We start from the raw sequence: 23,599 nt of genomic DNA on the forward strand, positions 1-23,599 counted from the left end.
CTAATTGATATCTGTCGAATAATGTTTTAGTTATTGCAGCAGTTAATGTAGTTTTACCGTGGTCAACGTGACCTATTGTTCCTATATTAACGTGTGGTTTATTTCTTTCAAATTTAGCTTTAGCCATTTTGAAATACCTCCTGTTTTTTAATGTTATAAATTAATATGCTTATAATAAGCTTATGGTATGTATTTTACTATTAATCATTTCTGTTTTCAAGATGTTTTTCTAATTTTCTCTTAACTCTCTGAAGAGCATTATCTATTGATTTTACGTCCCTTTTAAGCCTGTCCGCTATATACTGATATGATTTCCCATTTAGATATAATTCTAGCACCTCTTGCTCTAGGTCACTTAATAGTTCGTTCATTTTTGATTCAATATGTTTTAACTCTTCTTTGCTAATTATAAGCTCTTCCGGATCAGTTACTATACTTGTAGCTATAATATCTAAAAGTGTCCTATCTGATTCTTCATCATATATAGGCTTATTTAAAGATACATACGAATTAAGCGGTATATGTTTTTGCCTTGTGGCCGTTTTTATTGCCGTTATTATTTGTCTAGTTATGCATATTTCAGCAAAACATTTAAACGAATTAGTCTTATTGCCATCAAAATCTCTAACTGCTTTATAAAGCCCTATCATACCTTCTTGGATTATGTCTTCTTTATCTGCGCCTATTAAAAAATATGATTTCGCCTTCGCTTTTACAAAATTTTTATATTTTTTAATAATATATTCTAAAGCTATTTTATCCCCATCACTTGCTTTTAATACTATGTCATACTCATCTTGTTTAGAGTTATCTATGAACTCATACCCTTTATTATTAGCTACTAACATGTATATCTCCCCCATAAAAACATTTTCATAGCTATATTATAGACTAATAAATCTAGTAGTTTCAATGCATTCTACGAATGTTCTCAAGTTTCGACAATGTTTCTTTATCTAACCTTTCTTCTAACCAATTTCGCTGAATTTTTTTTTCATTGCTACTATTTTTCTCTTTCATTCTCTTTTTTGCTTGATCTAAGTCTAATTTTAACTCTCTCGATGATATTCTAGTTGCTCCTTTTCCTAATATTATTTGTTGCTCTGCATAATCATTAGTGGCAACTTTAATATCATCATATTTAGATAATAGGGTAATAAACTTCTCTATGTAACTATCTGCCGTTTGATGCTCTCTTGTATAAACGACCGTTATATACTTTCTATCCTCCACGGTTTCTCTGCTATTTTTAACATTGTATGCATCAAATACTATTATAGCTTTTCTTCCAGTGAACTCAGCATATTCAATAATAACATCTATTAGTTTCTCTCTAGCATCTTCTAAATCTGACTTCGCTATATCTTTTAGCTCATCCCACGCATTTATGATATTGTAACCATCTACTATTAAGTAGCTTTGTATTTTTCTTCTCATTAGGTTATTTTACACCTGATCTTTGCTTAAATATTTCATAAAGAAGAATTCCACCTGCTACCGATGCATTTAATGAAGTTACATTTCCTATCATAGGCATTTTAACTGTAAAATCACAGTTTTGTTTAACTAACCTAGATATTCCAAAACCTTCACTTCCTATTACTAGGCCTAATGCTCCTGTAAGGTTTTGTTCATAGAAAACTTGTCCATCCATATCTGCTGCAGCTATCCATAGTCCTTCTTCTTTTAATTTTTTTATTGTATTTACTATATTGGTTACTTTACAAACGGGTACGTACTCTATTGCACCTGCTGAAGCTTTAACTACAACTGGAGTTATATGTACTGATCTTCTTTTAGGTATTATTACACCATGAGCTCCTACTGCATCCGCTGTTCTTATTATAGTTCCAAGGTTGTGAGGATCTGTTATCTCATCTAATATAATAAAGAATGGATCTTCACCTTTTTCTTTAACACTTTCTATTAAGTCCTCTAATTCCCAGTATTTATGTTCACTTACTTGAGCTATTACGCCTTGATGTGAATGACTAGTGCTTATTTCATCTAATTTATGTTTATCTACATATTGAATTACTATGTTTTTTTCTTTAGCCATTCCTATTATTTTTTTGATAGAGCCCTCTTTAGCAGAGTTTGATATCATTATTTTATCTATTTCTCTATCATTTTTTATTGCCTCTATTACGGGATTTCTTCCTTCTATACTTGCCAATTCTGCCACCGCCTACAAATTCTCAAATTTTTCTCTTACCTGAAGTATATTTCCACATGTCATGTTTCCTTCCGGGCAAGATCCTTTAACACAATTTGGTCCACTATTTTTAAATAGTATCGGAGCCACTTGTTTTAATTGTCTTAACATTTCTATTGCTAGTTCTCTTATTTCCCATTGCGCTCTTTCACAACATCTATGGTCTAAGAAATTATATAAACTTCTTGTATTCATAGTGAATACCATTTTTGTCTCACAGGCATTCGGGAATACATATCTAGCATCTTCTATTGCTTTTTTCTCAGCTTGTCCTTTAGCCTCTTTTTCATTTTTTCCAGATTTTATTAAATTATTATAGTGTTTTTCAAATAATATATCTACTAACTTATCATATACTTCTTGATCTTTTTTCATTGAATCTATAAATAGTTCTCTAGCTTCTTCTATTTCATTTATTTCCTGAGGAATTATATACTCAAATTGATCTAACTTAACATACCTTTGACTTTGTTGTGAATAACTAGCTATACGATGTCTAACTATTTGATGCGAACATGCTCTAGAAATTCCCTCTACTGCAAAAGTGAATGAAACATGTTCTAATGGTGATTCATGCCCCATATTTATTAACATATTTAAGAATTTATGTACACTTTCTTCTGTTAAATTCCCCTCTATTTCTTCGACTCCAACAGGTGAATAACATAGTTTAGCAGCCATAGATATAACTTTTTCTGGCTCTGGTGTATAAGCTAATAATTTTACTTTCATACCCTAACAACCTCCCATTTAATAATTTATAAATTCTATTATACCTTAGTTATAATAGAATTTATAGCTTAGACATAAAAATTTCGTATGTAGGATTCACCTACAATTTATCAAATAAAAATAACATTATTTATAATTTAATTCTGGACTATTTTAATGAATATTTAATAATTTATAATACATGAAAAAGTATTGCTTATTAAAAACAATACTTTTTTATACTACATATTTTTTTCTATTATTTTTATTCCTTCAGCAATTATATACTCAAGTCTTTCATGTTCATTTCCTAAATATAAATATCCTACTAAAGCTTCAAATCCTGTTGCTTGCTTATAATCTATTATATCTGCATTTTTCGGAGAAGTATGTGATTTTTGATTTCTTCCTCTTTTATAAATCCTTAGTTCTTCTTCCGTCAGTTGTTCTTCAATTTCATGCATTATAGTTGCTTGAGATTTTGCTTTAACATACTTTACTGCTGATTTATGAAGATCATTAACTTTTCTATTTATATTTTGCTTTATTAAATACTCTCTTATATGCGTTTCATATACCGTATCACCTATATATGCTAACACTAAAGGAGACATCGTAATTAATTCTGTTCTATTCATAATTATGCTCTTTTCCACTTAGTTCCTTGTCTAGTATCTTCTAATATTATACCTTTATCTAATAATTCTTGTCTTATATCATCTGCTAATTTGAAGTCCTTATTCTTTTTAGCATCTACTCTTTTTTGTATTAAATTCTCTATTTCTTCTTCTAACATATCATCATTTTTCTTATTTGCTATATTTAATACACTAGTTAATTCATTGAACTCATCTAAGCATTTTTTAGCAAATCCTAAAGAAGATTTTTCACTTACATTAGAATTTATAAATTTAGATAATTCAAATATAACGCTTACTGCATCTGCTGTGTTTAAGTCATCTTCCATAGCATTTATAAATTTAGTTCTATAGCTATCTAATTCTCCCACAAGAGTTTTTTCATCGTCTGTTATAGATGCTTCTTGTAAATTATCAATAGTAAACTCTAGCTTTTCTTTTGCATTATATATTCTCTCAAGCCCTGCTTTAGCTTGTGTAAGCATTTCATCACTAAAATTAACTGGATTTCTATAATGAGCTGATAACATAAAGAATCTAACTATTTCTAAATCATATAATTTTGATATATCTCTCACTGTAAAAAAGTTTCCTTTTGATTTACTCATTTTTTCGTTATTTATGTTTATGTATCCATTATGTACCCAGTAATTTGAGAATACTTTTCCACTTTTAGCTTCACTTTGTGCAATTTCATTTTCATGGTGTGGGAATGCTAAATCTTGCCCTCCAGCATGTATGTCTATAGTTTCTCCTAGATATCTATTAGACATCACTGAACATTCTATATGCCATCCTGGTCTACCTTCTCCCCACGGACTACCCCATCCTGGTTCTCCTTCTTTCTTTGACTTCCAAAGTACAAAGTCCATTGGATGTCTTTTTTGATCATTTACTTCTATTCTTGCTCCTGCTTCTAATTCATCTTGTTTTTGCTTAGAAAGCTTTCCGTATCCTTCAAATTTCTTGGTATCAAAGTAAACATCTCCATTTACCTCATATGCATATCCCTTTTTCTCTAATTCCTTAACAAAATCTATTATCTGTTGTATGTTGTCTGTTACTCTAGGATGAACATCTGCTCTCTTTATACCTAATCCATCTGCATCTACAAAATATTCATCTATATACTTATTTGCAACTTCTTCTGGAGATATTTGTTCTTCATGTCCTCTTTTTATTATTTTATCGTCAACATCTGTAAAGTTTTGTACATATGTAACATCGTAACCTCTATACTCTAAATATCTTCTTAAAGTATCAAATATTATAAATGGTCTTGCATTTCCTATATGAATGTAGTTATATACAGTTGGACCACATACATACATTTTTACCTTTCCCTTTTCTAACGGAACAAATTCCTCTTTTGTTCTAGTTAATGTATTATATAATTTCACACTCATCACCTCACTGATTGTTATATCTTGACATAAATGTTATATAATATATTATAGTTTAAAATGCTTATAATTAATAGTATTACTATTATGTCCTTCGAATTTTAAAAAAAATCTATATTCTAAAATATTATTGGATTATTCTTCTAAAAATGAAACTTTATTTGAACTACATGCTTCAAAAGTCTCTTTAGTTATTATTTCTTCTTTTTTTAACTTTTCAAGTATATGTACATACTCACTGCATAATTCTCTTAGTTCTTTTTTTACATCATCTATACTACTATACATAATTACCCCCCTTATATTAAAACAAAACTTAATCTATTATATTTATAATGTTATTTTTCTAACCAATATTTTGCACTGTGTTAATATATTACATTTATTGATCTAAATTCCTTCACTTACATCTGTAAATATTTTCATCAAAAAACTACACAAAAGTTTAATTCACTAATTAATGATAAAATATAACAAATCTTATATACCCTAAAATAAATATTAAATTTTCAAATTAAAAAGTCCACCTTAAAATAGGTGGACTTTTATATTATAAAACATTATTTTTTACGTAAGCTATTCTAGATAAACAATTTTCTTTTCCTAATACTTCCATAGTTTTTGGTAAATCTGGTCCATGCATTTGTCCAGTTAATACTATTCTAGAACCCATAAATAAGTTTTTACCTTTTATTCCGTGTTCTTTTTGTATTTCTTTGAACATAGCCTTTACAAATGCTTCCTCTACTATTTCTGCATCTTCTATCTTAGATAATAATGCGTTTATTAGAGTTGGCATATGCTCTAAGTTTAAGAATTCTCTACATTCTTCAGTTTCTAATTTAACTTCATTTCCAAAGAATATGTTAGCATGCTCCGTTATTTCTTTTACATATTGTAATTTTTCTTTAAGTACTGATACCATACCTTTTAAGAAATCATACTTAATAGTAGCTTCTTCTTCTGTTATGAATCCTGCTTCAATTAAGAACGGTAATGCTAAATCCGTTAAATATGCATCATCAGCATCTTTTACGTAGTGTTGGTTTACCCAGTTTAATTTTTCCGTATCGAATACTCCGCCACTCTTAGATACTCTTTCTACAGAGAAAGCTTTCTCTAATTCTTCCATAGTAAATATTTCTTGGTTGTCTTCTGGAGACCATCCAACTAATGCAACATAATTTATTAATCCTTCTGGTAAATATCCTTTTTTCTTGAAATCTTCAACAGCTACATCACCATGTCTCTTACTTAACTTTTTCTTTTCTTTGTTAAGTATATTTGGTAAATGTACAAATGTTGGAGCTTCCCATCCAAATGCTTCATATAAGTAAACATGCTTTGGAGTTGAAGAAACCCATTCTTCTCCTCTTATAACATGAGTTATTTTCATTAAGTGATCATCAACTACAACTGCAAAGTGATAAGTTGGGAATCCATCTGTTTTTATTAAAACTTGATCATCTAAATCATTAGTATTGAATTCTGTTTCTCCTCTAACTAAGTCAGTGAATTTTATAACATGATTTTCTGGTAATCTCAATCTTATAACATAAGGGGCACCAGCTGCTATTTTAGCTTCAATTTCTTCTTTCGTAAGCTCTCTACAGTTACCATCATATCTTGGAGTTTCTCCAGCTTCTTTTTGTTTTTCTCTTACTTCATCAAGTCTTTCTTTAGTACAGAAACAGTAATATGCTTGTCCATTATCTAATAATTGCTTTATATAATCCTTGTATATATCTAGTCTTTCTGATTGTATATATGGACCATATTCACCTTTTTGAGTTATGTTTCCATTCTCATCTAATACAACACCTTCGCTGTGGTTAACTCCACCCCAAGCCATGCCAGTAAGCATGTTTTCTATTGCACCTTCTACTAATCTTGTTTGGTCTGTATCTTCTACTCTTAATATGTACTCTCCGCCCATTTTCTTTGCAAATAAATAGTTGTATAAAGCTGTTCTTAAACTACCTATGTGAACAAATCCTGTTGGACTTGGAGCAAATCTTACTCTTACGCTCATCTTGCTACCTCCTATATTAATCATACTTATTTATAATATCAAAATAATGTACATCTTGTAATCTTATTTTATCCAATTAGTATAAAAACACTATATTTTATTACTATATTCCTTTTATTTTACTGTGGATAACCTTATTTTAAACATAATTAAAATAGTATATATATCCACATTTTTACTGTAAATGTTAATAAGTCAGTGGATTATATATACTATTTAATATTTAAAACTATCCTAACTTTACGTTATTCTTTGTAAACTCAACTTCAACTCTTGCTTTTATATCCTCTAAACTTACTAATTCTTTATCTGATTGGTCTCTTAATTTAAATTCAACTTTACCATCTGTAATATCTTTACCTACAGTGATTCTCATTGGTATACCTATTAACTCACTATCCTTAAATTTAACTCCAACTCTCTCATCTCTATCATCTAATAAAACCTCTACACCCATAGATTGTAATTCATTGTATAACTTTTCAGCAGCTTCCATTTGTTCTTCTTTCTTTATATTTACTGGTACAACTACTAAGTGATATGGTGCTACAGATAATGGCCACATTATACCATTTTCGTCATTATGCTGTTCTATTATAGCTGCTGCCGTTCTTTCAACCCCTATTCCATAGCATCCCATAACTATTGGCTTACTCTTACCATCTTTATCTATGAAATTCGCACCCATAGATTCAGAGTACTTTGTTCCTAATTTGAATATATGTCCAACCTCTACACCTCTAGCTATTTCTAATGAAGCGCCACAACATATACACTTATCTCCTTCTTGAACACTTCTAAAATCTCCTACTACCCCTTCAAAATCTCTTCCAAAGTTAGCATTTTGTATGTGGTAATCAGTTTTGTTTCCACCTACACCTATATTACTTTGTTCTGCTACTTCTTTATCTATGAATATATAATCTGCTTTCATTCCTATTGGACCAGCAAATCCTACCTCTGCATTAGTTAACTCTCTTACTACTTCTTCTCTTGCAAGATCAAATTCTATAACCTCACCTATAGCATTGCATACTTTTACTTCATTAACTTCTCTATCTCCTCTTACTAAAACTACTACTGTTTTTCCATCAGCTTCATATATTAAAGTTTTAGCAAGCTTATCAGCTGTTACTCCAAAGAATTCTTCTAATTGTTCTATTGTAGTTACACCTGGAGTATGAACTGGATTTAATTCTTTCATTTCTTCTTTTGGTAAAACTGCACTCACTGACTCAGCTTTTTCTATATTAGCTGCATAGTCACATTCAGCACAGAATACTATTTCGTCTTCTCCAACTGGAGACTTAACCATAAATTCTGCTGAAGTAGATCCACCTATAGCACCTGAGTCTGCTTGAACTGGACTATTTTCTAGTCCACATCTTTCAAATATACTTCTATATGCATCATACATATCTTGATATGACTTATCTAATCCAGCTTCATCCACATCAAAACTGTATGCATCTTTCATTGTGAAGGTCTTAGTTCTCATAACACCAAATCTTGGTCTTCTTTCGTCTCTGTACTTAACTTGTATTTGATATATATTTAATGGAAGTTGCTTATATGAAGTTATTTCTTGTCTTATTATATCAGTGAATACTTCCTCGTGTGTTGGTCCAAGACAGTAATCTCTTTGAGTTCTATCTTTTAATCTAAACATTTCAGCTCCCATTACATCCCATCTACCTGACTCTTTCCAAAGTTCTGCTGGTATTAGTCCTGCACATAGTATTTCTTGACAACCTTTCTTTTCTAATTCTTCCCTTATTATGTCTTCTATTTTTTTGAAAACTCTTAACCCCATTGGTAATTGATTATATATCCCTGATGACATTTTCTTTATCATTCCTGCTCTTAGCATTAGCTGATGGCTTGTTATTTCCGCATCCGCTGGAACTTCTCTTAATGTTGGCATTAACATTTTTGACATTTTCATATTATTTTTCCTCCTATATTTTTTATATTTTTATTTTTTTATAAATAAAAAAACCTTTCATCTCTATACATAGTATAGAGACGAAAGGTTAAATTTCCGCGGTACCACTCTAGTTAGTCATAAGACTCTCTTTAGGGGATATAACGGTCCCTACCGTAAAAACTTTTTAACGCTTTTATGCTAAAAGATTGGTTCAAAGATTTCTTCTTGGAAACTCTCAGCACCGTTTCCTCTCTGTAAAGATTTCACCTTTTACTATTTCTTTATCATCGCTTTTTCTTTTTATTCATTATATACATTTTATTAAATAAGTTTACTATTTTTTTCTATTTTATTCTTGTAAATAATAATATATTATTTAATATTAGTTGTCAACTTTAAATAATAAACATATACTTTGAGCTGCAATTCCTTGCTTAGTCCCTGTAAACCCAAGGCCTTCTTCTGTAGTTGCTTTAACATTTATATTGTTTATATCTGTATTTAAAGCTTTAGATATATTATTTCTCATTGTTTCAATATAAGGTGACATTTTAGGGCTTTGCGCTATTATTGTACAATCTATATTTCCTATGCTATACCCTTTGCCTCTTATTAAATTATAAACAAATTCTAATAATTTTATACTATCAGAACCTTTATATTTTTCATCTGTATCTGGGAAGTGTTTACCTATATCACCTAATGCTAATGCTCCTAATATAGAATCCATTACAGCATGTACTAATACATCTGCATCTGAATGACCTAATAATCCAGTTTCATGTGGAACATCTACTCCGCCTATGATTAACTTTCTTCCTTCAACTAATTTATGAACATCATATCCTAATCCAACTCTCATGTTTATCCTCCTATTGATTTTTAACTTTTAATATTTGAGCTCCTATATTTAAGTCTTCTTTTGTGGTGATTTTTATATTATTATATGACCCTTCTATTATCTTTACTTTATATCCTATACGTTCTACTAACATAGCATCATCTGTCCCATAAAAATCATGCTTAAATGCATCCTCATAAGACTTTAATAATATGTTATAGTCAAAGGTTTGAGGCGTTTGCACTGCCCATAACTTACTTCTATCTGGTGTATCTATTATGTCATTATTATCATTTACTACTTTTATTGTATCCTTTACGGGCACTCCTACAACTACAGCTTTATACTTTTGCGCTTCTTGTATAGACTTATTTACCGTTTCTTCAGAAACAAAAGGTCTTGCACCATCATGTATTAATACAATATCACATTTACTATCTAGTGATTTTAATCCATTATAAACAGAATCTTGTCTTTCATTACCACCAAAAGCTATTTTTACATTTTTAAATTTATATTTATCTATTATTTCTTTATTAAAAAATTCTACTTCTTCTTTTTTTATTACCACTACTATATCTTGTATATTATAATTTTTATAGAATTTTTCAATTGTATAAGCAATTATTTCTTTATCATTAAGTTTTATAAATTGCTTATTTATTCCCATTTTCATTCTACTTCCACTACCTGCAGCTACTATAACAACGCCGTTCATATATTCACCTCTTTATAGACTATGTATTCAAATTATATTTAAACTTTTTCTATAATCAAATTAAATCATATTAATAAATTTTTGTGTATATAAAAAGCCTTCGAAAATACGAAGACTTTATATATATATTAATTTTTAGGCTTTCCAAATATCATTCTTCCTGCTGGAGTTTGTAAAACTGATGTAACTAATACTCTTATAGTTTCACCCATATGTTTTTTTCCTCCGTCTACGACTATCATTGTTCCATCATCTAAATATGCAATCCCTTGACTGTGCTCTTTACCTTCTTTAACTACTTGCACTATCATTTCCTCTCCTGGTATTGCAACTGGTTTAACAGCATTGGCTAATTCGTTAATATTTAAAACCTCAACACCTTGAACTTGAGCAACTTTATTAAGGTTGTAATCATTAGTAACTACTTTACCATTTAAAACTTTCGCTAATTTTAAAAGTTTGCTATCAACTTCTGATATATCATCAAAATCTGTTTTACTTATTTCAACCTCTATTTGCAATTCTTCTTTAATTATATTTAATATGTCCAAACCTCTTCTTCCTCTAACTCTCTTTAAATCATCAGAAGAATCTGCTATATGCCTTAGCTCATCTAGTACAAATTCTGGTATAACAAGTTTTCCTTCAATAAAACCTGTTTTGCATATATCAGCTATCCTACCGTCTATTATTACACTAGTGTCTAGTACTTTAGGCGGTATACCTTTAATGTCCTTTTTAGTTCCTTTTTCTTTTATTGATGTTGATAGTCTGCTTAGCTTATTTAAATTAAACAAATCATCTTTACTTTTAAGAGCTACTCTAATTCCTAAGTAACCCATAAATCCATATGTGAAAAATGATAATAATGCTCCTACTATTGGAATTGAACTTATTAATCCACTTACTAAGTAAGCTATAACAAATCCTACTATAAGACCTATAGATCCCAATAGTATATCTGTTTGAGGATATTTAGATATTTCTTTATCCATAATCTTAGCAATATCTTTAAATTTATTTATAATCCAAGGCTCTATTGCGTAGAATATAAGCCCTATTATTATCCCTACTGACACAGATGCTATTATATCATATACATCTGTTCCAAATGTAAGCACTGGAAATTGCTTAATTAATGCAGCATATGTAGTTATACCTAGAGTAAATCCAAGTATCCCTGTCACAATCCTTGTTATTTTTTGTATCAATTCTTCACCCCCTAGTTATATACTTAATATTTTTTTATTATAATCCATAATACTTAAAACATTCAAGAATAAAGTAGTAAAACATGTTATATATGTCTATCTAATAATACCAATTGTTCCATTTTTATAAGTCCATTTTTAATATATGTTGCTCTAATTTCACCTATACCTTCAACATCATCTAAATCTTCAATAGAAGCCTTTAATATTTCATGGAAGTTCCCAAAATAATTAACTAAATTATCTATAATTGTGGATGGTAGTCTATGTATTTTATTAAGAATCCTATATCCTCTAGGTCTTATCTCCATATCCATGTTCTCTGAGAATCCACTATAGCCCAATAATTTAGCCATATTTTGTAAATCTATCAGCTCTTCTGAAGAAAGATCTTTTATTTTTTTCTTAAATTCCAGTATATCTATATTTTGCCTACTATAATCCTTAAATATTAGTCTTTGATCAATCCTAGTAGTTCCCATTAATTCTTCTAGCTGCATACTAACTAGTGTACCTTCTTTTCCTAATTCTATTATATACTTTTCAATTATATTAGTAATTCTCATTACCATTTCTATTTTTTGAATTACAAGCGCTACATCATATATAGTCACTAAATCATTAAACTCTAATGCATTCAAGTTTATTACAGCTTGATCTAGTACAGATTTATACTTTTCTAAAGTTTGAAGAGCTTGATTTGCTTTTGTAAATATTTTTGATATTTCTTCTAATATATACTTTTGGTCTGCTGTATAAACAGTTATTACATTTCTTCTTTGAGAAATAGCTATTACTATTGCTTCTGTTTGTTTAGCTACTCTTTCAGCTGTTCTATGCCTTGTTCCCGTTTCTGACGTAGGGATAGAATAATCTGGTATAAGTTGTGCATTTGCAAATAGTATTTTCTTTACATCTTGGCTAATTACTATAGCTCCATCCATTTTAGCTAATTCATACAAATATGCTGGTGAATATTCTGCATTTATACTAAATCCGCCATCTACTACTTTCATTATGTCATCACTATTTGCAATAACTATAAGTCCCCCTGTTTTGGCTTTTAAGACATTTTCTAGTCCTTGTCTTAGTGGACTTCCAGGAGATATCATTTTTAGTGCATGTAACACATCTTTATTGTTTAAGATATATTCCATTATTATTTATTACCCCCCAGCACTATATTTATAGCTTGTCTCAAATTATCAACTGGCCATATTTCTATTCCTTTAACTTCTTTTACTACTTCATAATTACTTCTTGGAATTATCATCTTCGTAAATCCTAACTTCTTACATTCAGCAATTCTTTTTTCTATATAGCTAACAGCCCTTACTTCTCCAGTTAATCCTACTTCACCTGTGACTACTATTTTTTCATCTACATTTATGTTTCTAAAACTAGACGCTACAGCTATAATTATACCTAAGTCTATAGAAGGTTCATTTATTTTTATACCTCCTACTATATTTAGGTACACGTCTTGATTTTGAATTTGTAATCCAACACGTTTTTCTAAAACTGCTAAAAGCATAGATACTCTATTATAATCTACACCGGTTGCAGTTCTCTTTGGAATTCCAAAACTTGTTGGGGATACTAATGCTTGTAATTCTAGTAACATGGGCCTAGTTCCTTCTACTGTAGATATTATTACTGATCCAGCTACATCTTTAGGCTTTTCTGATATAAGTATTTTTGATGGATTTTCTAACTCAACTAATCCTAAATCTCTCATCTCAAATACGCCAAGCTCATTAGTAGATCCGAATCTATTTTTTACAGCTCTAACCAGTCTATATGTATTGTACCTTTCACCTTCAAAATATAAGACAGTGTCAACCATATGCTCTAATAATTTAGGTCCAGCTAATGACCCCTCTTTAGTTACATGTCCAACTACGAAGGTTGATATACCCATTTTCTTAGATATTTTCATAAATTTCGAAGTTCCTTCTTTAATTTGACTTACTGTACCCGGAGCTGAAGATATTTCTGGACTATATACAGTTTGAATAGAGTCTAGTATTATAAGTTGCGGATCTATACTTTCTAATTGAGATTCTATAATACTTAAGTTATTTTCTGCAAATATATATATATTATCGGAATTAATTCCTAATCTTTGAGCCCTCATTTTTATTTGAGATTCTGATTCTTCTCCTGATATATAAAGTACTCTTTTCCCCGAATTAGCAACATTACTTGAAACTTGTATTAAAAGAGTTGATTTACCTATACCAGGATCTCCTCCTACAAGTACTAAAGAACCTTTTACAATTCCACCTCCTAATACTCTATCTAACTCATTTATACCTGTTGAGAATCTCTCTTCTTCTCTAGTTTGTATAGAATTTATACTTATTGGTTTAGAAGATGATTTATCTATAATAAATACATCTTTTTTTAATCCTTTTTGTTCTATCTCTTCTACAAATGTATTCCATTTTGTACATTCAGGACACTTACCAAGCCATTTAGATGTTTCATATCCACATTCTTGGCATACATACTTTGTTTTTATTTTTGCCATTATTAGATCACCCTTAATTCCTGTATTTCTATATCATATTAACATATTTATGGTATATTATGTAAAATTATTAAAATTAAATCTACTTTAAATATAAGAAGGGGAGATTAACTCCCCTTCTTATATATTACTACTATTTACACTTAAATACTATCTTATTATCTTCTAGTTCTGCTATAACACTACTTCCTTTTTTTACATCACCTCTCAATATAGCTTCAGATAATTGGTCTTCTAATTCCTTTTGTATTGCTCTTTTAAGTGGTCTTGCCCCATATTCTAAATCAAATCCTGATTTTAAGATTAATTTTATAGCTTCTTCACTAATTTCTAGATTTATGTTCATTTCTTTTAGTCTTTGGATTACATCACGAGTCATTAACCTTACTATTTGAGTTATATGAGATTCTACTAGTGAGTGGAATACTATTATATCGTCTATTCTATTTAAAAATTCTGGTCTGAATTTTTGTTTTAATTCAGCCATTATATTGTTTTTCATTTTTTCATAATTTGTTTTAGCTTCTTGTTCCTCATCTTTACTAATAGAGAATCCTAATATTTTTTGCTTATTTATTGTAGTTGCTCCAACATTTGAAGTCATTATAACTATAGTATTCTTAAAGTCTACAGTTCTTCCTTTTGAATCTGTAAGTCTTCCATCATCTAGTATCTGTAGTAAAATATTGAATACATCCGAATGAGCTTTTTCTATTTCATCAAATAACACAACTGAATATGGATTTCTTCTAACCTTTTCAGTTAATTGACCTCCTTCATCATGCCCTATATATCCAGGAGGAGAACCTATAAGTCTTGATACAGCATGCTTCTCCATATACTCAGACATATCTATTCTTATTATTTGATTTTCATCTCCAAATTGAGCTTCTGCTAAAGCTTTAGATAATTCTGTTTTTCCTACTCCTGTTGGCCCTAAAAATAAAAATGAACCTATTGGTCTATTTGGATCTTTAAGACCTGCTCTTGATCTTCTTATCGCCATAGAAATAGCTTTAATTGCTTGTTCTTGACCTATGACTCTATCATGTAGTATTTCTTCCAACCTTAGCAACCTGTCTGATTCTTCTTCTACTATTTTATTTACGGGTATACCTGTCCATAGCTCTACAACTTCCGCTATCACTTCTGCATCAACTATATCTGTATATTTAGACATTTTATTCCATTGATTCTTTACCTCTTCTAATTGTTTTTTTAGATGTTCTTGTTCATCTCTTATTTTTGCTGCTTTTTCAAAATCTTGGTATACAACGGCTTCTTCCTTTTCTTTACTTATACTTTGAATTTCTTCCTCTAATCCTTTTATTTCAGATGAAGGAGTGCTTTTTCTTAATCTAACTTTTGAAGCAGCTTCATCAATTAAATCTATTGCTTTGTCTGGTAAGTACCTGTCTGTGATGTATCTGACAGATAAGTCTACAGCTGCCTTTATAGCTTCATCACTTATATTAACTTTATGATGTGCTTCATATTTATCTCTAAGACCTTTTAAAATTCGTATTGTATCCTCTTTAGTAGGTTCAGTTACCATAACTGGTTGAAATCTTCTCTCTAAAGCAGAATCTTTTTCTACATGCTTTCTATAGTCATCTATAGTTGTTGCTCCTACCACCTGTATTTCACCTCTAGCCAACACTGGCTTTAGTATATTAGAAGCATCTATTGTACTTTCTCCAGTAGCTCCAGCACCTATTATTGTATGCAATTCATCTATAAATAAAATTATATTTCCATTTTTAATCACTTCATCTACAACCTGCTTTATTCTTTCTTCAAATTCACCTCTATATTTAGCTCCAGCTAACATAGCTCCCATATCTAATGTATACAATATTTTATTTCTAAGAGTTTCCGAAACATTACCTGTTGCTATATTAATCGCTAATCCCTCTGCTATAGATGTTTTCCCAACTCCTGGATCTCCAATTAAAACAGGATTATTTTTTGTTCTTCTGCTTAATATTTGTATTACTCTTTCTATTTCCTTTTCTCTGCCTATTACTGGATCAATTTTATTTTGAGATGCATACTGAGTAAGATTTCTGCCGTATTTTTCTAGTAATTTAACTGAACCTTCTTGAATCTTTTTGGGATACTTAACTTCAGGTTCTCTTTTGCTAGAGTCTTCATCTAGCCCCATCATGTCAATTATTAGTTGTACGATTGTTCTTTCATCGATTCCTTCCGCATTTAATATTTTAATACCTATTCCTTCACCTTCTTGAACTATAGCAAGTAATATGTGCTCTGTCCCTATATAATTTGTTTTTAGTTTGTTTGCAAACATTCCAGAAAGTTCTAATATTTGTTTACTTCTGGGACTCAATGCTATATCAATTACTGGTATGTCTGCTTTCCCTTCTATCTCTATTATCTTTGCCTCTAGTAACTCTTCCGTCAGTCCCAATTTTAATAAAACTTTTGCTGCTATACCTTCCTTTTCCTTTATAAGTCCTAACAATAGATGTTCACTTCCTACAACCTTATGACCTAATTTCTGAGCAGCTTCTAAACTTAAATCTATTGCTTTTTTAGCTCTTTGAGTAAACCTATTAAAATACATCACATCTCCTCCTCTCTTTTATTTAAACCGATATGTCAATTTTATAAATGTTGTAAAATTTATAGTTAGTATATAATGTATATGCATTTTTTCTATTAAAGTTACACTTTAAAATTTATATTTTTATTTATATTGTTTCTATAATTTAACAAGGCTCTAGATTTAAATATCCAGAGCCTTTATTGTTTATTTATTATTTGCGCACTCTATTATTTTTTGAGCTATCTGATTTGGAACTTCTTCATACTTTTCTAATTCCATCTCAAAATATCCTCGTCCTTGCGTCATGGCTCTTAAATCTATAGCATATCTAAATGTTTCAGCTTGAGGTGCTTGAGCATATATTACTTGTTTGCCCTTATCATCTGGTTCCATTCCCAGTATCTTACCTCTTCTCTTATTGATGTCACCCATAACATCTCCCATATACTCTTCTGGAATAGTTATTTTTAATTTCATTATAGGCTCTAATAAAACGGATTGTGCTTGTTCCATTCCTTTCTTAAATGCAGCACTTGCAGCTAGTTTAAATGCCATTTCTGAAGAATCCACATCATGATATGAACCATCATAAAGCGTTGCTTTTATATTTGTAACAGGGAATCCTGCCAATATCCCTTTTACCATAGAATCTTTTAACCCTTTTTCTACAGCAGGTATATATTGCTTAGGAACAGACCCTCCAAATATTTCTTCTGAAAACTCAAAATCATTTGCACTTCTTTCAAATTTTATTTTAACATCTCCATATTGTCCATGACCTCCAGATTGTTTCTTATGCTTACCTTGAACATCAGCAAATCCTTTTATAGTTTCTCTATAAGCAACCTTTAAGTCATCTAAATCTACGTCTACGCCAAATTTTTCTTTCATCTTATTCTTAACATTGTTTATGTGTAATTCTCCTTGACCCCCTACAAGAGCTTGCTTCGTTTCAGAATTTCTATACCAATTTATAGTTGGATCTTCCTCGGTAATTTTATTCAAAGCTGCTCCTACTTTTTCTTCATCACCTTTATTCTTAGGAAGTACAGCATAGTATATCTGAGGTTTAGGAAGGCCTAAGTCTTCTAAAATTTCTTCATCTTTATCTAAAGATACTGTGTCTCCTGTTTGTAAAGAATTTACTTTAGTTATTATAACTATATCTCCACATTTAGCTTTATCTATTTCTACAAGCTCATTATTTTTCATAGTATATAAATTATATATTTTATCTTTCATTGATTTATTTATATTAAATATTTCTGTATCCTTATTAATTTCTCCTTGTGTAACTTTTAAATAAGATATCTTTCCTATAAATGGATCAACTACTGTTTTAAATATTTGACCCTTAAATGTACTCTCTAAATCATTATATTTAGGTTCTAAATATAATGATACTGCTTCTAATATTTCTACTGTTCCTATATTATTTATTGTAGATCCACATATCACAGGTATAATATCTCCTCTTTGCATTCCTATTGTTATACCTTTTTGAATATCTTGTGGACTTAACTCTTCTCCATTAAAATACTTATCTAGTATTTCATCATCCGTTTCAGCTATAAGTTCCATTAAGGATTCCTTTATACGCATAGCTTCATCTTTAAATTCTCCTTCTAAACCATCTATATTTTCAAATACATTATATAGTTTAGCAAACTCTTTATCTTTATATATAGGTATAATCATAGGAACTATTTTATTACCATATTTTTCTCTTAGCCTAGCTAAAGTATCTTTATATCTAGCTTTTTCATTATCTATCTTGTTTATAAACATTATTTTAGGAATATTATTAGTTAATTCTAAAGACTTTTCTGTACCAACTTGAATATCAGTTGTTGCATCTATTACTATTACAGCTGCATCACTTGCACTAAGAGATGATATAACTTCTCCACTAAAATCAAAATATCCTGGAGTATCTAATAAATTATACTTATAATTATTATACTCTACTGGTATTAGTGCCATGCTATATGTCATGTTTATTTTATCTGTTATTCTAGGTATTTTTTTAGTTAGATTTGATGTGTAAGCTATAGCTTCGATTAGATTTGTTTTTCCACACCCACTGTGACCTAATACTGTTATATTTCTTAACATATTGTTATCATAGACTTTCATATAAGCACCTACCTTTTAAAATTTATACAAAATTTAGATATTACATTATCTTACTTAATTAATCTTTATTGATAATTTTCTATTAATAAGACTGTAACTTTTTCTTTTGTAACTGCAGGTGGTGGCGACGTGGTTATACTGATACAACATTCCCGCGATTTGCTTTTTATTTTGTAGTTTTATAAATCTATTTTTAATACAATATGTATTTTACTTAAATTCTATTCTGACTCGTAAAATGTAAGTCTTGAATAGAATTTAAAAATAAATTACTTATTAGTATTATTAACAGTTGCTACAAATTCAAACTTAATATTAAATATTTTATCCAAAGCTTATCGTGAATGTGTTAATATAATTATTTCCTAAGAAATAACTCCTTTAAACAATATTTATACCTATTTAAGAAGTTTTCTTAATAGGTAATTCTACATCTAATAGTACTCTTCCTCTATAACAAGTTTATGTAATATAAGAATTTCAATTATAAATATATAAATTATATAAGAAATTTTTTATATTTATAAATATATATTCATCAATCTATATATAATTCCATTTATTGCCTTAATATTGTTGTAATTTTATTTTAAATATTTTTTATTATTTAATACTACCAAATAATATTGTTCTTTGATTAACATGTTAGCACGTCTTACGATTAGTATATAAAAATACTCTAGATATATATTTGATATCTAGAGTATTTTTTATATTTATTTTATTTTTTCATCATCATTAGTAGTTGTTTGTCTCCAACTAATTCATCTTGAGCTACTTTTATTGATTTAATTGTACCCTCTGTTTTTGCTACTATTATAGTTTCCATCTTCATGGCTTCAATTACTATTAATGGCTGATTTTGTTTTACTTCATCGACTTCTTTAACTAAAATCTTAACTACTTTTCCAGGTATACTTGCTCCAATTTGTAGAGGATCATCCATATCTGCCTTAACTGTATCTTTTATGTTGCCTGAATAATTATTATCTTTTATTTCTATTTCTCTTATCATACCGTTTAGTTCAAATGATATAGTTCTATTTCCATTTTCCTTAACATCGCCTATATCTACTAATTTTATAGTTAATATTTTCCCTTCCTCTATCTCAACTTCACATTCTTCACCTTTGTTCAATCCATAGAAATATACATGACTTTCAAGTTTCGATATATCATTATATAATTGTAAATGTTTTAAATAATCCTCATATACTTTTGGGTATAAAGTGTAACTTAATATATTTCTTATATTCGTATTCATGTTAAACTTTTCATCCAAATATTTTTTAACACTTTCAAAATCTTCTTTTGGAATTAGAGTTCCAGGTCTTACATCTATAGGCTGTTCTCCTTTTAATACGACTCTTTGTATATCTTTTGGTATTCCTCCCTCTGGCTGACCTATCATTCCTCTACAATAATCCAGCACAGAATCTGGGAAAGATAATTTTTCTCCTTCTTTTACTATATTTTCTTTAGTTAATTTATTCTTAGTCATAAATATAGCTAAATCTCCTACTACCTTAGACGATGGAGTAACTTTTATGATATCTCCTAAGATATCATTTGCTTCTTTATACATTTTTTTTACTTGGTCAAATTTATTAGCCAACCCTAAACTATCTGCTTGAGGTTTTAGGTTTGTATATTGTCCTCCTGGTATCTCATACTTATAAATTTCCGCAGAAGGATTACATAAGTCACTTTCAAATTTAGAATATACTCTTCTTAAATCTTTATAATAGTTTCCTACTTCTTCATATCCATATAAATCTATATTTGTATCTCTTTCTGTATTTTTAAGCGCCTCTACAATAGCATTTAGCGATGGTTGACTTGTTAAGCCTGCCATAGTCTCTAGTGCACCATCTACAATATCTACACCAGCTTCCGATGCCATCAAACATGTAGCTATACCATTACCACTAGTATCATGTGTGTGTAAATGTATTGGAGTACTCACATTTTTCTTTAATTCTTTTATAAGGCTATATGCAGCATATGGTTTAAGTAATCCTGCCATATCTTTTATACATATAATATCTGAACCTAAACTCTCTAATTCTTGAGCCATTTTTACATAATAATCTAAATTATACTTAGTCTTTGTTTTATCTAATATGTCTCCTGTATAACATATACTAGCTTCCACTATTTTACCTGTATCAAGTGCTGCTGATATGGATGGCTTCATATTTTCAATCCAGTTTAAAGAATCAAATATTCTAAATACATCTATACCTTTATCAGCCGATTCTTTTATGAATGATTCTATTACATTATCAGGATAATTCTTATATCCTACTCCATTAGAAGCTCTAAATAACATTTGGAACATTATATTTGGTATTGCTTCTCTTAGCTTTTGTAATCTAAGCCAAGGAGACTCATTTAAAAATCTATATGCAACATCATAAGTAGCTCCTCCCCACATTTCAAGAGAGAATAAATCTTTCATATATTCATTAGTAGGTTGTGCTACTTTCAGCAAATCATATGTTCTAAGTCTAGTTGCAAGTAATGATTGATGAGCATCTCTCATTGTAGTATCTGTTAGAAGTAATTTTTTTTCACTTTTTATAGTCTCTATATATTTTTCTTTTCCTAATTTATTGAATAGATCTCTACTACCCTCTACACCTATTAAATTTTTATCTAATTTAGGATTATATAGTGTATCAAATAAAGGTTTTTCATTACATTTATTTTCATTTACTACTACGTTTCCTATGAATTGAAGTAACTTTGTTCCTCTATCCTTACTTTCTCTTATTTCAAATAGTTCTGGATTCTCATCTATGAACTTAGTACTACATTTTCCTTCTGTAAATATAGGATTATTTAATACATTTACTAAAAACCCTATATTTGTTTTAACTCCTCTAACTCTAAACTCTTTTATCGATCTTATAGTTTTATTTATCGCTCCTGTAAATGTTCTGTCCCAAGATATAGTCTTTACTAATAAACTATCATAGTATGGACTTATATTTGCTCCTGTAAAACCATTTCCACCATCTAATCTTATACCAAATCCTGAACCTGTTCTATAAACTTGAATTTTACCTGTATCTGGCATAAATTTATTCTTTGGATCTTCAGTTGTTATTCTACATTGTATTGAATATCCTCTTATCTGAACATCCTCTTGTGACTTTATATTTATTTCTTCACTATCTAATCTATATCCTTGAGCTATTAAGATTTGACTTTGTACTATATCTATACCTGTAACCATTTCTGTTACAGTATGCTCTACTTGAACCCTTGGGTTCATTTCTATAAAATAATGACCTCCATTATCATCAACTAAGAATTCTAATGTACCTGCATTAATATAACCTACATGCTTAGCAATCTTTATAGCATCATTACATATTTTTTGTCTTAATTTATCCTCTAGTGAAAATGCTGGTGCATATTCAATTATTTTTTGATGTCTTCTTTGAACTGAGCAATCTCTCTCATATAAATGTACTATATTTCCATGCTTATCCCCTAGTATTTGTACCTCTATATGCTTTGGATTTGATATATATTTTTCAATAAATATAATATCTTCTCCAAATGCTTTTTTAGATTCACTGCACGCAGTTTCATACTCAATTTCTAAATCAGATTCATTATATACAACTCTCATACCTCTTCCGCCACCGCCATTAGAGGCTTTTAGCATTACTGGATATCCAATTTCCTTTGCAATTTCCTTTGCTTCCTCTGCACTTTTTATAGGTTTATCTATACCAGGTATAGTAGCAACACCTACTTCTTTTGCTATCTGCTTAGAGTTGATTTTATCTCCCATCATATTCATTATTTCTGCTGATGGTCCTATAAATGTTATTCCATTTTCTTCACACTTACGTACAAATTCTGCATTTTCAGATAAGAATCCGTATCCTGGGTGAATCGCATCTACATTCTTCTTCTTAGCTAAATCAATTATACTATCTATGTCTAAGTATGCATCTATCGGTCCTTTATCTTCTCCAATTAAATAAGACTCATCTGCTTTTGTTCTAAATAACCCATATTTATCTTCTTTACTATATATCCCAACACTTTTTATACCTAACTCAGAACATGCTCTGAATATTCTTATTGCTATTTCCCCTCTATTTGCAACTAATACTTTATTAAATTTTTTAAGCATAATCTCATTCCTTCCCTCTAATTCTTATAATATTAAAGATTATAGACTAGTTTACTTTAATTTCATATAGATTTAGTTAAAGTTCTTAATAAATAATATAAATATGCCAAAGTAAATAACTTTTCGTCTATATAATTAAAAATCACCTAACTAAAGTTAAGGCAATTTTTAATGTAGTTTTGATATTGACGAAAACAAAAATATTTAAGCACTTTATCAATTATTATAAGTACATTAATTAAATATATAATTTGAATTTGATTATATGTAACACATTTATTATTATATGAATTATTTAATAATAAATTACAATAAAGCATTATAAATAAAAAAACTAGGATATTTTATCCTAGTTTAATAAATTAATACAATAAAAAAAGATTACGTGGCTACGTCTTACTCTCCCAGGCAGTTGCCCACCAAGTACCATCAGCGCTAAAGAGCTTAACTTCTGTGTTCGGAATGGGAACAGGTGTATCCTCTTTGCTATTATAACCACATAATCTTTA

18 protein-coding genes, 1 rRNA gene and 1 other annotated feature are annotated in these 23,599 nt (G+C 29.4%); all 19 genes read right to left on the reverse strand.

The genetic code is table 11. The features are described from left to right. On the reverse strand, positions 1-127 hold a 127-nt coding region (locus VLM92_RS16450), incomplete at its 3' end, for a GTP-binding protein (protein WP_242854254.1). Positions 128-200: 73 nt separating this feature from the next. Next, on the reverse strand, positions 201-848 hold the full coding sequence (gene sigH, locus VLM92_RS16455) for an RNA polymerase sporulation sigma factor SigH (RefSeq protein WP_325277406.1): 648 nt from the start codon (positions 846-848) through the stop codon (positions 201-203). A 61-nt stretch (positions 849-909) separates the two neighbouring features. After that, entirely contained in the window at positions 910-1,437 is a 528-nt protein-coding gene (locus tag VLM92_RS16460) for an NYN domain-containing protein (protein WP_325277407.1), read from the reverse strand. Positions 1,438-1,441: 4 nt separating this feature from the next. After that, positions 1,442-2,176 (reverse strand): 23S rRNA (guanosine(2251)-2'-O)-methyltransferase RlmB, encoded by a 735-nt coding sequence (rlmB, locus tag VLM92_RS16465; protein WP_325277408.1) that lies wholly within the window; start codon positions 2,174-2,176, stop codon positions 1,442-1,444. A 12-nt stretch (positions 2,177-2,188) separates the two neighbouring features. After that, on the reverse strand, positions 2,189-2,947 hold the full coding sequence (thyX, locus tag VLM92_RS16470) for an FAD-dependent thymidylate synthase (protein WP_325277409.1): 759 nt from the start codon (positions 2,945-2,947) through the stop codon (positions 2,189-2,191). 221 nt (positions 2,948-3,168) lie between these two features. Beyond that, positions 3,169-3,564, reverse strand: a complete 396-nt coding sequence (locus VLM92_RS16475) for a Mini-ribonuclease 3 (RefSeq protein ID WP_325277410.1) — start codon at positions 3,562-3,564, stop codon at positions 3,169-3,171. A 2-nt stretch (positions 3,565-3,566) separates the two neighbouring features. Next, positions 3,567-4,964, reverse strand: a complete 1,398-nt coding sequence (gene cysS / locus VLM92_RS16480; RefSeq protein ID WP_325277411.1) for a cysteine--tRNA ligase — start codon at positions 4,962-4,964, stop codon at positions 3,567-3,569. A gap of 138 nt (positions 4,965-5,102) precedes the next feature. Further along, positions 5,103-5,255, reverse strand: a complete 153-nt coding sequence (locus tag VLM92_RS16485) for a hypothetical protein (RefSeq protein WP_325277412.1) — start codon at positions 5,253-5,255, stop codon at positions 5,103-5,105. A 262-nt stretch (positions 5,256-5,517) separates the two neighbouring features. Beyond that, positions 5,518-6,999 carry a glutamate--tRNA ligase gene (gltX, locus tag VLM92_RS16490; RefSeq protein ID WP_325277413.1) on the reverse strand — a complete coding sequence of 494 codons (1,482 nt, stop codon included), beginning with the start codon at positions 6,997-6,999 and terminating at the stop codon, positions 5,518-5,520. A 229-nt stretch (positions 7,000-7,228) separates the two neighbouring features. Further along, entirely contained in the window at positions 7,229-8,944 is a 1,716-nt protein-coding gene (locus VLM92_RS16495) for a proline--tRNA ligase (RefSeq protein WP_325277414.1), read from the reverse strand. Between the two features lie 73 nt (positions 8,945-9,017). After that, positions 9,018-9,223 (reverse strand) — a binding site (T-box leader). A gap of 85 nt (positions 9,224-9,308) precedes the next feature. Further along, a complete protein-coding gene (gene ispF, locus VLM92_RS16500) occupies positions 9,309-9,788 on the reverse strand; it encodes a 2-C-methyl-D-erythritol 2,4-cyclodiphosphate synthase (RefSeq protein WP_325277415.1) in 480 nt (159 codons plus the stop codon). Between the two features lie 10 nt (positions 9,789-9,798). Continuing rightward, positions 9,799-10,485 (reverse strand): 2-C-methyl-D-erythritol 4-phosphate cytidylyltransferase, encoded by a 687-nt coding sequence (gene ispD / locus VLM92_RS16505; protein WP_325277416.1) that lies wholly within the window; start codon positions 10,483-10,485, stop codon positions 9,799-9,801. 128 nt (positions 10,486-10,613) lie between these two features. Next, the gene (locus VLM92_RS16510; protein ID WP_325277417.1) at positions 10,614-11,696 is read right to left on the reverse strand and encodes a PIN/TRAM domain-containing protein; all 1,083 of its coding nucleotides are present in this window, start codon (positions 11,694-11,696) and stop codon (positions 10,614-10,616) included. Positions 11,697-11,782: 86 nt separating this feature from the next. Then, the gene (gene disA, locus VLM92_RS16515) at positions 11,783-12,853 is read right to left on the reverse strand and encodes a DNA integrity scanning diadenylate cyclase DisA (protein ID WP_325277418.1); all 1,071 of its coding nucleotides are present in this window, start codon (positions 12,851-12,853) and stop codon (positions 11,783-11,785) included. 2 nt (positions 12,854-12,855) lie between these two features. Then, positions 12,856-14,229: a DNA repair protein RadA gene (radA, locus tag VLM92_RS16520; protein ID WP_325277419.1), complete on the reverse strand. Its 1,374-nt coding sequence runs from the start codon at positions 14,227-14,229 to the stop codon at positions 12,856-12,858. A 133-nt stretch (positions 14,230-14,362) separates the two neighbouring features. Then, complete coding sequence (locus VLM92_RS16525) at positions 14,363-16,816, reverse strand: ATP-dependent Clp protease ATP-binding subunit (RefSeq protein WP_325277420.1); 2,454 nt, start codon at positions 16,814-16,816, stop codon at positions 14,363-14,365. A gap of 186 nt (positions 16,817-17,002) precedes the next feature. Beyond that, positions 17,003-18,934 (reverse strand): elongation factor G, encoded by a 1,932-nt coding sequence (locus VLM92_RS16530; RefSeq protein ID WP_325277421.1) that lies wholly within the window; start codon positions 18,932-18,934, stop codon positions 17,003-17,005. Between the two features lie 721 nt (positions 18,935-19,655). Continuing rightward, entirely contained in the window at positions 19,656-23,090 is a 3,435-nt protein-coding gene (locus VLM92_RS16535) for a pyruvate carboxylase (RefSeq protein ID WP_325277422.1), read from the reverse strand. 383 nt (positions 23,091-23,473) lie between these two features. Continuing rightward, positions 23,474-23,590: ribosomal RNA gene (gene rrf / locus VLM92_RS16540) — 5S ribosomal RNA — on the reverse strand. Positions 23,591-23,599: the final 9 nt, after the last annotated feature.

It is taken from the genome of Romboutsia sp. (genome assembly GCF_035470145.1).
GTDB lineage: Bacteria > Bacillota > Clostridia > Peptostreptococcales > Peptostreptococcaceae > Romboutsia_D.

Bases quoted from the DNA above. Each gene is read 5' to 3' on its own strand.
- sigH (WP_325277406.1), bottom strand. From the start codon at position 848: ATGTTAGTAGCTAATAATAAAGGGTATGAGTTCATAGATAACTCTAAA.
- VLM92_RS16460 (WP_325277407.1), bottom strand. From the start codon at position 1,437: ATGAGAAGAAAAATACAAAGCTACTTAATAGTAGATGGTTACAATATC.
- thyX (WP_325277409.1), bottom strand. From the start codon at position 2,947: ATGAAAGTAAAATTATTAGCTTATACACCAGAGCCAGAAAAAGTTATA.
- VLM92_RS16475 (WP_325277410.1), bottom strand. From the start codon at position 3,564: ATGAATAGAACAGAATTAATTACGATGTCTCCTTTAGTGTTAGCATAT.
- VLM92_RS16485 (WP_325277412.1), bottom strand. From the start codon at position 5,255: ATGTATAGTAGTATAGATGATGTAAAAAAAGAACTAAGAGAATTATGC.
- gltX (WP_325277413.1), bottom strand. From the start codon at position 6,999: ATGAGCGTAAGAGTAAGATTTGCTCCAAGTCCAACAGGATTTGTTCAC.
- VLM92_RS16495 (WP_325277414.1), bottom strand. From the start codon at position 8,944: ATGAAAATGTCAAAAATGTTAATGCCAACATTAAGAGAAGTTCCAGCG.
- ispF (WP_325277415.1), bottom strand. From the start codon at position 9,788: ATGAGAGTTGGATTAGGATATGATGTTCATAAATTAGTTGAAGGAAGA.
- ispD (WP_325277416.1), bottom strand. From the start codon at position 10,485: ATGAACGGCGTTGTTATAGTAGCTGCAGGTAGTGGAAGTAGAATGAAA.
- disA (WP_325277418.1), bottom strand. From the start codon at position 12,853: ATGGAATATATCTTAAACAATAAAGATGTGTTACATGCACTAAAAATG.
- radA (WP_325277419.1), bottom strand. From the start codon at position 14,229: ATGGCAAAAATAAAAACAAAGTATGTATGCCAAGAATGTGGATATGAA.
- VLM92_RS16525 (WP_325277420.1), bottom strand. From the start codon at position 16,816: ATGTATTTTAATAGGTTTACTCAAAGAGCTAAAAAAGCAATAGATTTA.
- VLM92_RS16530 (WP_325277421.1), bottom strand. From the start codon at position 18,934: ATGAAAGTCTATGATAACAATATGTTAAGAAATATAACAGTATTAGGT.
- VLM92_RS16535 (WP_325277422.1), bottom strand. From the start codon at position 23,090: ATGCTTAAAAAATTTAATAAAGTATTAGTTGCAAATAGAGGGGAAATA.